At 73.4% G+C, this 9,616-nt stretch carries 10 protein-coding genes and 1 riboswitch; of the genes, 5 read left to right on the top strand and 5 right to left on the bottom strand.

Going from position 1 to position 9,616, the window contains the following annotated elements; translation table 11 throughout:
• The 3 genes from ABWK99_RS09725 to ABWK99_RS09715 form a co-directional block, all read left to right on the top strand.
• The coding region (locus tag ABWK99_RS09725) for a dimethylarginine dimethylaminohydrolase family protein (protein ID WP_372594500.1) at nt 1-496 on the top strand (496 nt) is incomplete at its 5' end.
• Nucleotides 493-1,686 (top strand): ornithine--oxo-acid transaminase, encoded by a 1,194-nt coding sequence (gene rocD / locus ABWK99_RS09720; protein ID WP_372594499.1) that lies wholly within the window; start codon nt 493-495, stop codon nt 1,684-1,686. The genes ABWK99_RS09725 and rocD, both read left to right, overlap by 4 nt.
• A 100-nt stretch (nt 1,687-1,786) precedes the next feature.
• Nucleotides 1,787-2,278: an Lrp/AsnC family transcriptional regulator gene (locus tag ABWK99_RS09715; RefSeq protein ID WP_372594498.1), complete on the top strand. Its 492-nt coding sequence runs from the start codon at nt 1,787-1,789 to the stop codon at nt 2,276-2,278.
• On the opposite strand, the gene ABWK99_RS09710 is transcribed toward ABWK99_RS09715, so the two are convergent.
• From ABWK99_RS09710 to ABWK99_RS09695, 4 genes are all read right to left on the bottom strand, one after another.
• Nucleotides 2,267-3,265, bottom strand: coding sequence for a universal stress protein (locus ABWK99_RS09710; protein ID WP_372594497.1), 999 nt, complete (start codon nt 3,263-3,265; stop codon nt 2,267-2,269). The genes ABWK99_RS09715 and ABWK99_RS09710 overlap by 12 nt on opposite strands.
• Nucleotides 3,266-3,336: 71 nt before the next feature.
• Nucleotides 3,337-3,843: an HNH endonuclease gene (locus ABWK99_RS09705; RefSeq protein WP_372594501.1), complete on the bottom strand. Its 507-nt coding sequence runs from the start codon at nt 3,841-3,843 to the stop codon at nt 3,337-3,339.
• 248 nt (nt 3,844-4,091) lie between these two features.
• Entirely contained in the window at nt 4,092-4,850 is a 759-nt protein-coding gene (locus tag ABWK99_RS09700) for a C40 family peptidase (RefSeq protein WP_372594496.1), read from the bottom strand.
• 2 nt (nt 4,851-4,852) lie between these two features.
• Nucleotides 4,853-5,041, bottom strand: a riboswitch (cyclic di-AMP (ydaO/yuaA leader).
• 126 nt (nt 5,042-5,167) lie between these two features.
• Complete coding sequence (locus ABWK99_RS09695; RefSeq protein ID WP_372594495.1) at nt 5,168-5,887, bottom strand: iron dependent repressor, metal binding and dimerization domain protein; 720 nt, start codon at nt 5,885-5,887, stop codon at nt 5,168-5,170.
• Nucleotides 5,888-5,990: 103 nt separating this feature from the next.
• Between ABWK99_RS09695 and serC the strand changes: the two genes are divergently transcribed.
• Nucleotides 5,991-7,112, top strand: coding sequence for a phosphoserine transaminase (gene serC / locus ABWK99_RS09690; protein WP_372594494.1), 1,122 nt, complete (start codon nt 5,991-5,993; stop codon nt 7,110-7,112).
• Complete coding sequence (locus ABWK99_RS09685) at nt 7,109-8,344, top strand: sugar MFS transporter (RefSeq protein ID WP_372594493.1); 1,236 nt, start codon at nt 7,109-7,111, stop codon at nt 8,342-8,344. The genes serC and ABWK99_RS09685 overlap by 4 nt, the downstream gene beginning before the upstream one ends.
• On the opposite strand, the gene ABWK99_RS09680 is transcribed toward ABWK99_RS09685, so the two are convergent.
• On the bottom strand, nt 8,331-9,616 hold a 1,286-nt coding region (locus tag ABWK99_RS09680; protein WP_372594492.1), incomplete at its 5' end, for an MFS transporter. The genes ABWK99_RS09685 and ABWK99_RS09680 overlap by 14 nt on opposite strands.

The following is a 9,616-nucleotide window of genomic DNA, read 5'->3' as shown; positions in this document are numbered from 1 at the left end:
CGCTGCCGAGACCAACGAGGGCGAGGGTGACATCCTCAAGGTCGGCGACGACATCCTGGCCGGCTGGGGCTTCCGCACCGACATCGCCTCGCACGCCGAGCTCGCAGGGCTCACGGGCCGCACCGTCGTCAGCCTCGAGCTGGTGAACCCGCACTACTACCACCTGGACACCGCGCTCACAGTGCTCGACCCCGATCCGGCGCACCCCGTCATCGCCTACCACCCGGCCGCCTTCGCCCCCGCCTCCCAGCAGGTGCTCGCCGAGCGCTACCCGGACGCGCTGCACATCGACGACGCCGACGCCCAGCACCTCGGCCTCAACGCCGTCTCCGACGGGCTGAACGTGGTCATCGCCCCGGGGGCGACCGGCTTCGCGGCCGCCCTGCGCGAGCGCGGCTTCCGTCCGCATGCGGTGGACACCTCCGAGCTGCTCAAGGGCGGCGGCGGGGCGAAGTGCTGCACGCTGGAGATCCGCGGCACCGCGGCCGCGCGATGACGACCGCCGGCAGCCACCTCGCAGGCAACTACCACCCGCTGCCGATCCGCCTCGTCGCGGGCTCCGGGGCCTGGGTGCGCGATGCCGAGGACACCGCCTACCTCGACCTGCTCGCCGGGTACTCGGCCCTGAACTTCGGCCACGGCCACCCGGCCCTGCTCGCGGCGGCGCACGCGCAGCTCGACCGGTTGACGCTCACCTCACGGGCCTTCGACCACGACCTGCTCGAGCCCTTCGCCGACGCGCTGAGCGGGCTGCTGTCCCCGCTGCTGCCTGCCGACCTCGTGCTGCCGATGAACACCGGAGCCGAGGCCGTCGAGACCGCGGTCAAGGCCGCGCGCAAGTGGGGCCAGGAGGTCAAGGGCGTCCCCGCCGAGCAGGCGACGATCGTGGTGGCGGCCGGCAACTTCCACGGCCGCACCACGACGATCATCTCCTTCTCCACCGACGAGGACGCGCGCGCCGGTTTCGGGCCGTACACACCGGGCTTCCGGGTGGTCCCCTACGGCGACGCCGCCGCCCTGGCGGAGGCCGTGGACGCGACCACCGTCGCGGTGCTCCTCGAGCCCATCCAGGGCGAGGCCGGTGTGATCATCCCTCCGGCGGGCTACCTCGCCGCCGCGCGCGCCGTCTGCGACGAGCACGGCGCGCTGCTGATCCTCGACGAGGTCCAGTCGGGGCTCGGGCGCACCGGCACCACGCTGGCCTGCGAGCTCGTGGGGGTGCGCCCCGACCTCGTGACCCTCGGCAAGGCCCTGGGCGGCGGGATCCTGCCCGTCTCGGCCGTGGTGGGCAGGCGCGAGGTGCTGGGGGTCCTGACCCCCGGGACGCACGGCTCGACCTTCGGCGGGAACCCGCTGGCCTGCGCGGTCGGCCTGGCCGTCATCGACCTGCTCGCCACCGGGCAGTACCAGGACCGTGCCCGCACGCTCGGGACCCATCTGTCCGGGCGCCTGGACGCCCTGGTCGCCGAGGGGCTGCTCGCCGGTTCCCGGAGCGTGGGCCTGTGGGCGGGGATCGACGTCCCCGCCGACCGCGGCACGGGACGGGCGCTGAGCGAGCGACTGCTCGAACGGCGGGTCCTGGTCAAGGACACGCACGGGCACACGGTGCGCCTGGCGCCGCCGCTGACGATCAGTCAGGACGACCTCGACTGGGGTCTTGACCGGCTCACCGACGCGCTGCGCTGAGCCTCGACCGCCCTGCGGGCGATCTCCGCTGACCCTGCGGGCGATCTCCGCTGACCCTGCGGTGGCAGCGGAGGCCCGGCCTTTCGGGCATGCTGTGCCCATGTCCGAGAGCCCGCGCCCCGATCACGGCGGCCGCGAGGAGCCGATCGACCCGATCGACTCGGCGATCCTCGGGATGCTCGGCACCGACGGCAGGGCCAGCTACGCCCAGATCGGCGCCCGGGTCAACCTCTCGGCCCCCGCGGTCAAGCGGCGCGTGGACCGGCTGCGGCGCGACGGCGTCATCGAGGGGTTCACGGTGCGGATCGACCCGGGAGCGCTCGGCTGGGGAACCGAGGCCCAGGTCGAGGTCTTCTGCACGGGCTCGACGAGCCCCGCCCGGATGCGCGAGGCCTTCGAGCGCTACCCCGAGGTCCTCACCGCCAGCACCGTGACCGGTGAGGCCGACGCGATCGTGCACCTGCGCGCGCACGACGTCCGGCACCTCGACGCCGTCGTCGAGCGCATCAACTCCGAGCCGTTCGTCCTGCGCACCCGCTCGACCGTCCTGCTCACCCCGCTGGTCAGCAGGCCGGGCGCGCTACCAGCCTGAGGCGTCGTCGCCCTCCACCCGCGCATTGGTCGTGACGACCATGACCGGGCAGGAGGAGTGGTGCAGCACGGCCTGGCTCGTCGAGCCGAGCAGCAGCCCCGCGAACCCGCCGCGTCCGCGCGAACCGACCACCACGAGGTCGACGACGGTAGAGAACTCCGTCAGCAGCGCCGCACCGGTGCCGTCGAGCACGAGGCGCCGCACGGTCACGTCCGGGTGGTCCCGGAGCGCCTGGTCCAGGACCACGTCGAGGCCCTCGGCGACGTCGCGCAGCACGGACTCGTGGTCGACGACCGCCGGCAGCCAGGCGAGCAGCCCGGGACCGGCGGTGACCGGCACCGCCGCGACGGCGGTCAGCTCGGCGCCCCAGGCCTCCGCCTCGTCGATCGCGCGGGCGAGGGCGACCTCGGCCGCGGCCGAGCCGTCGACCCCGACGACGATCCTGCGGACGGGGAGGGTGGTGTGCCGACCCGGCCACGGCTGGGTGTTGCGCTCGCCCAGGTGCATCTGCCGCGCGCCGTTGCGGGAGTGCCCGGGCTCGTCCTGCTCGGGCGGGACATAGGGGATCACCACGGTCGGGCAGTGCGCATGCGCGGGCAGGGCAGAGGAGACGGTGCCCAGGAGCCGTTCGGCGAAGCCGCCTCGCCCCCTGCTGCCGACCACCACGAGCGCCGCGTCGCGGGACATCTCCACCAGGACGGCCGCCGCGTCGCCGCTGGCCACGTCGGAGGTGACGGTGAGCCCGCGACCGGCGAGAGCCGCCTCCGCCTCGTCGAGCACCCCGCGCGCACTGGCCGCGACGGCCGTGTCGTCGAGGACCGTGTAGCCGCCGTCCAGTCCCGCGGCGGCGAACGAGGGAACGGCGTAGGTGCACACCAGGTGCACGCCGAGCCCGTGCTGCTGGGCGTACGCCGCCGCCCAGGCGGCTGCGTCGAGGCTGGCCATCGAACCGTCTACTCCGACGAGCACTGTCTCGGGTGTGGTCATGACGTCCTCCCTCGGGCCGTGCCCACAGTCTGCCGTGACCCGCCGGTCCGCGCGCGCCTGTTGGTCCCTGGTCAGGCCGCCTGCAGGCTCAGGTAGCTCTGCCACGAGGGATGCGGCCTGGCGGTGGCCATGAGGATCGTCGAGCCGCGCGGGACCGTCGGCGTGACCAGCAGCTCCCAGCCGAGCTCGGACAGGAGCCGGTCGGCCTTGCGGTGGTTGCACCGGGCGCAGGCCGCGGCGACGTTGGTCCACTCGTGCCGGCCTCCGCGTGAGCGCGGCTGGATGTGGTCCACGGTGTCGGCAGGGCCGGCGCAGTAGGCGCATCGGCGTGCGTCGCGCTGAAGGACGGTGCGCCGCGTCGGAGGGACCGTCCCGCGGTACGGCACGTGCACGTACCTCGTCAGCACGATGACCTGGGGTGCGGGGAGCGAGGCGCGCGCGGACCGCAACGGGAGGGGGTCCTGCTCCAGGACGACAGCCTTGCCGGAGAGCACGAGCGCGACCGCACGCTTCAGGGCCACGACGCACAGCGGCTCCCGGCTCGCGTTGAGCACCAAGGCCCGACGCAGGCTGCGCATCGGTGGCGAGGACGGCAGGTCGTCGTCGAGCGCGCGGTCGAGGGTCCTCAGCACGGCAGCCTCCTGATCCTGTCGGACCCGGCTGGCTGCGCGGGTCGCGGGTGGAGCGGCGTGGCCAGCGTACGCGACGGTGCCGTGCGCGTCCCGGCGCCACGGGCGGCGGCCGCGCACGGCCCGCGAACGGTCAGGGCGTACGACGAAGGCCCGGACCATGTGGTCCGGGCCTTCGTCGTCATGTCGAGAGGCGGTCAGCCGGCGACGCGGATGAAGATCGGGTTCGACTGCCAGATCGCCCGGAACTGGACGGACTTGCCGGGTCGGGGGGCGTCGATCTGCTGGTTCCCACCGGCGTAGATCCCGACGTGGCCGGGGCTCCAGATGAGGTCACCGGGAAGCGCGTCGGCGCGGGAGACCACCTGGCCGACGTAGCGCTGGTCGGCGGAGGAGCGCGGAAGGCTGACCCCGAGCTGCGCGTAGACGTAGGAGGTGAAGCCGGAGCAGTCGAAGCCGCTCGGCGTGGTTCCGCCGTAGACGTACGGGACGCCGACGTAGCGGGCAGCGATCTCGAGGACGGCGTTGCCGGCGACGGTCTGCGGGACGGGGGCCGCGGCGACCGCGACCTCGGTGCGCTCCGTGGACCGGGAGGTCGTGGTGGTGCGCTCGACGACCGGCTCGGGCTCGGGCTCGGGGTTCGCCGCGACCGTGATGGCGGGCGAGACGAAGTCCCAGGTGGCATCCGTCGCGACGGACACCACGGGGGAGGTGGCGAGCGCGGCGCGGGCCGGAGCGGTCAGGGCGGTGGTGTCGACGGCGGGCAGGGCGTTCGCCGAGCCCTCTGCCGAGGCCGGCACTGCCATCGAGACGACGAGGCCGCCTGCCGCAGCGACGACGGCTGAGCGCCGTCCGACGACGGCGAGACTGCCGGTGGCGGCCGACGCGAGGTCGTCCAGGGCAGTCGCGGGGCGCCGGGCGGATCTGTGCCGGGCGCGATCAGTGGTGACGGACACGCAGTACCTCTCCGTACGCCGACGAGGTGAGCTGTCGGGTTCGAGTGGGAGTGCACTCGGCCTGCTGCGCACCGGAGTGCTCAGCGGGCTTCACCCCAAGGACGTCCGAGGACGCCCGGTTGTGGTTCCCCCGCTCCTGCCAGCGAGTCGTACGAACCACGGACGGCGGCAGGATTTGGCGTGTCCACCCATGGGCTACCGCGGAGGAGGGTTCCGTGGAGCGGTCCTGACAGTACCCGAGGCGGAACGTGAATGTCACGCTTAGGTCACGGCGGAGGGCCTGTGTCCTTCACCACATCTCGGGCGATCCGCCCGGATCAGGCGGGTGTGTCGGAGACGAACACGTGACGGGCGAGGTCCTCCGGGAGCTCCAGCACGGTCGCGGATCCGGGCGACGCGAGGGTCAGGAGCCCGTCCGCGACGGTGACGTCCACGTCCGCCCCGGGGAGCACTCCCGCCGCGGCGAACCTGCCGAGGAGCTCGATGTCGGTCTGGAGCGGCTCGCCGAGCCGACGGACGACGACCCGGTGCGGACCGCCTCCCGCGCGCAGCGACCGGAGGTCGGGAAGGACGACCACGCCGTCGAGGAAGCCCTCCACGTCGTGCCCTGGGTCGGCGACCCCGAGGTCGTCGAGACCCGGGATGGGGTTGCCGTAGGGCGAGAAGTGCGGGTGGTCGAGGATCTCCACCAGTCGCTCCTCGACGCGCTCGCTCATCACGTGCTCCCAGCGGCAGGCCTCCTCGTGGACGAGGGACCACTCGAGCCCGATCACGTCCGTCAGGAGCCGCTCGGCGAGGCGGTGCTTGCGCATGACCCGGACGGCCTTGAGGTGGCCCGCCTCCGTGAGCTCCAGGTGCCGGTCACCGGAGACGATCACGAGGCCGTCCCGCTCCATCCGGGCGACCGTCTGGGAGACCGTCGGCCCCGAGTGCCCGAGTCGCTCGGCGATGCGTGCCCGCAGCGGGACGATGCCCTCCTCGGCCAGCTCGTAGATCGTGCGCAGGTACATCTCGGTGGTGTCGATCAGGTCGCTCACGCCTGTGCCTCTCTCGGTCCCGGTCGCCCCAAGGCTACGACGACCGCACCCCCGGTGCCGGACGCGCCCACGAATCGATCCGAGTCGGTCCTACAGTGTCCGCGTGGACCTTGACCTGATCTCGCTTCCCACCGAGCTGCTCCCCCGGGACGGCCGATTCGGCTCCGGACCGTCGAAGGTCCGCGCGGCCCAGGTCGAGACGCTCGCCTCCCTGGGGTCGAGCCTGCTGGGCACCTCCCACCGCCAGGCGCCCGTGCGCGGCGTCGTCGGGCGCGTGCGGGCCGGGCTGCGGGAGCTCTTCTCGCTGCCCGAGGGCTACGAGGTGGTGCTCGGCAACGGCGGGTCGACGGCCTTCTGGGACCTGGCGACCTTCAGCCTGATCCGGGACCGCGCCCAGCTGTGCACCTTCGGCGAGTTCGGCTCCTCCTTCGCGACGGCCGTCGAGCGCGCGCCCTTCCTCGGCACCCCGACGGTCCGCCGGGCCGAGCCGGGGTCGATCGCGCTCCCGCAGGCAGAGGAGGGCGTCGACGTGTATGCCTGGCCGCACAACGAGACCTCCACCGGCGCCATGGCTCCGGTGCGACGCCCCGCCGGGACGGACGAGGCACTCGTGCTGGTCGACGCCACCTCCGGAGCGGGCGGCCTTGCCGTGGACGTCGAGCAGACGGACGTCTACTACTTCGCCCCGCAGAAGTCCTTCGCCTCCGACGGCGGCCTGTGGCTCGCCCTGTGCTCGCCCGCGGCGGTCGCCCGGGCACAGGAGCTCGAGGAGGAGCGCTGGATCCCCCGCTTCCTCTCGCTGTCGACGGCGGTGACAAACTCGCGCCTCGACCAGACGCTGAACACCCCGGCGATCGCGACGCTCGTGCTCCTCGCGGAGCAGATCGACTGGCTGCTGTCCCACGGCGGACTGCCCTGGGCCGCTGCGCGCACCGCCGAGTCCGCCGGGCACCTGTACGGCTGGGCCGAGTCCCGGGACTGGGCGACGCCGTTCGTCGGCGACCCGGCCGTGCGCAGCACCGTCGTCGGCACGATCGACCTCGACGAGCGGATCGACGCGACGGCGGTGACCCGGGTGCTGCGCCGGCACGGGGTCGTCGACGTCGAGCCGTACCGCAAGCTCGGCCGCAACCAGATCCGCGTGGCGATGTTCCCGGCCGTCGACCCGGCGGACGTGCACGCGCTGACCGCCTGCGTCGACCACGTCGTCGACCACCTCTCGTGAGCGTGCGGCCGACGTCCCGGTCCACCGCGGACCGGTTCGTCCGCGACCGGTTCACGCTCAGCCTCTACGCCCCGTTCATCGCCTGGGGCTGGTTCCTCTACGCCTTCTCCCCGGCGGTCCCGCTCATCGCCGTCGAGCAGGGCATCTCCCGAGGGGTCGCGGGCCTGCACGGCACGGGCATGGCCCTGGGGTCGGTGGTCACGGGGTTGACGAGCCACGCCATGACCCGGCGGATCGGTCGCCGCGGGCAGGCCGTCGTGGGTGCCGGCCTCACGGCCCTTGGCGTCGCCCTGCTGCTCACCGTGCCGGTGACGGTCGTCACGGTGCTCGCCTGCGTCGTCGCCGGCGCAGGCGGCACGTACCTCGTCACCGCCGCCCAGCCGGCCCTGCTCCAGCACCAGAAGCGCTTCGGCACCGCTGCCGTGACGGAGGGCAACGCCCTCGGGGCCGCCGTCGGGCTCCTCGCGCCGCTCGCCCTCGGGGCCTTCGTCGCGGCCGGCCTCGGCTGGCGGCCGGCGGTGTCGATCGAGATCGTCCTCGCCGTCGCCGTCGCGATGCTCGTCCTCCGTCTGCCGCGCGGCGGGGCGCTGGGTCACGGCGAGAGCGTCGCGGTGCCCGTGGCCTCCGCGACGGCGGTGCGCGTGCGGTTCCCGCGGGCGTTCTGGCTGTACTGGACGGCGATGGTCAGCGGGGTCGCGGTCGAGTTCGCGACCACCTTCTGGGCCTCGGACCTGGTGATCCAGCAGACCGACGCGCCCGCCTCGGTCGCAGCCGCCTCGGTCTCGGCCCTCGTGCTCGGGATGGCGACCGCACGGTTCGTGGTCGGCCCGCTCTCGACGCACCGCTCCCCCGGCGGGCTCCTGCTGGTCGGTTTCGCCGTGGCAGGGCTCGGCTGGATCCTGCTGTGGACGGCGACCAGTCCCGTCGTCGCGGTGCTCGGGCTCGTCGTGACCGGCCTCGGCTTCGGGACGCACTACCCGCTGGCCGTCGCCCTCGCCCTCGGCGGCTCCGGCGGACGCCCCGACGCAGGTCAGGGGCTGCTGACCCTCGGCAGCGGCGTGGCGGTCGGCCTGGCGCCCTTCCTGCTCGGTGGCGCGGCCGACCTCGTCGGTCCGCACCAGGCCTTCCTGCTCGTCCCGGCGATCCTGGCGGTCGGCGGGACCGCCGTGGCGATCGCGATCAAGGACGACGCCAAGCCGACGGCGCTGCGCAGGGCACTCAGGCTGCCGTGACGTCCGCCTGGGCCTTCTGCGCCGTCATCGCGCGGGCGGCCTCCTCGCGGGCGGCCGCGCCGGCGATCGCCGGGTCGCCGTCGAGGTAGCGCACCTCCAGGTGCGGGCGCCGGAGCACGTGGTACCGCACCCGCAGGCGCCAGCTCCGCTCGGCCCACAGGGCGGCACCGCCGGCCACGAGGAGAGCGGAGATCGAGCCCACCCCGATCGACCAGCGCGCTCCGTAGGTCTCGGCGATCCACCCGACCAGGGGTGAGCCGATGGGGGTCGCCCCGAGGAAGACCACCATGTAGAGCGCCATCACCCGACCGCGCATCGCCGGCTCGGTGCCCATCTGCAGCGCGGAGTTGGCGGCCGTGAGCATGGTGAGCGAGGTGAAGCCGACCGGGATGCAGGCGATCATGAACATCGTGTAGGTGGGCATCAGGGCGAGCAGACCCGTCGAGATCCCGAACCCGAAGGCCGAGCCGATGACGAGCCGCACCCGTGGTCGCTCCCGCCGCGCGGCCATCAACGCCCCCGTGAGCGAACCGATCGCGAGCACCGAACCGAGGATGCCGTACTCGCCAGCCCCCTTGTCGAAGACGGTCCGTGCCATCAGCGCAGAGGTGAGCTGGAAGTTCAGGCCGAAGGTGCTGATCACACTGACCACGACCATGATCACCACGATGTCGCTGCGGTGCCGCACGTAGGCGACCCCCGCCCGGAGCTGACCGCGGCGCGACCCGGTGGTGCGCGGCGCCGCGTTCAGCTCGCTCGCCCGCATCTGGGTCAGCGCGAGGATCGTCGCGAGGAACGAGACGCCGTTGAGGGCGAAGACCCAGCCCGTGCCGATCCAGGCGATCAGCACGCCCGCCAGCCCGGGACCGATGAGGCGAGCGGCGTTGAAGGACGCGCTGTTGAGGCCCACCGCGTTCGAGAGCTTGTCGGCCGGGACCATGTCGGCGACGAAGGTCATCCGGACGGGCCCGTCGATCGCCGAGACGCAGCCGAGCAGGAGCGCGAAGACGTACACGTGCCACAACTGGGCGTGACCGAGCAGGACGAGGGCGCCGAGACCGAGGGCGAGAACGCCCTGGGCCGCCTGGGTGGTGATGAGCAGGGCACGCCGCGGGAGCCGGTCGGCGAGCACCCCGGCGTAGGCCGAGAGCGCCAGGACCGGCGCGAACTGGAGCGCGGTCGTGATGCCGACGGCGATCCCGGAGTCGTCGCTCAGGACGGTCAGGACGAGCCAGTCCTGCGCGACGCGCTGCATCCAGGTGCCGACGTTCG

Origin of the sequence: Actinotalea sp., from assembly GCF_041597215.1 — a bacterium.
Lineage (GTDB): Bacteria > Actinomycetota > Actinomycetes > Actinomycetales > Cellulomonadaceae > Actinotalea.
The sequence above is the reverse complement of the archived record's forward strand: the minus strand, read 5'-3'. Positions and strand labels throughout refer to the sequence as shown.

Coding starts and splice junctions, on each gene's coding strand:
- rocD (WP_372594499.1), top strand. CDS start 493: ATGACGACCGCCGGCAGCCACCTCGCAGGCAACTACCACCCGCTGCCG.
- ABWK99_RS09710 (WP_372594497.1), bottom strand. CDS start 3,265: ATGACCACACCCGAGACAGTGCTCGTCGGAGTAGACGGTTCGATGGCC.
- ABWK99_RS09715 (WP_372594498.1), top strand. CDS start 1,787: ATGTCCGAGAGCCCGCGCCCCGATCACGGCGGCCGCGAGGAGCCGATC.
- ABWK99_RS09705 (WP_372594501.1), bottom strand. CDS start 3,843: ATGCGCAGCCTGCGTCGGGCCTTGGTGCTCAACGCGAGCCGGGAGCCG.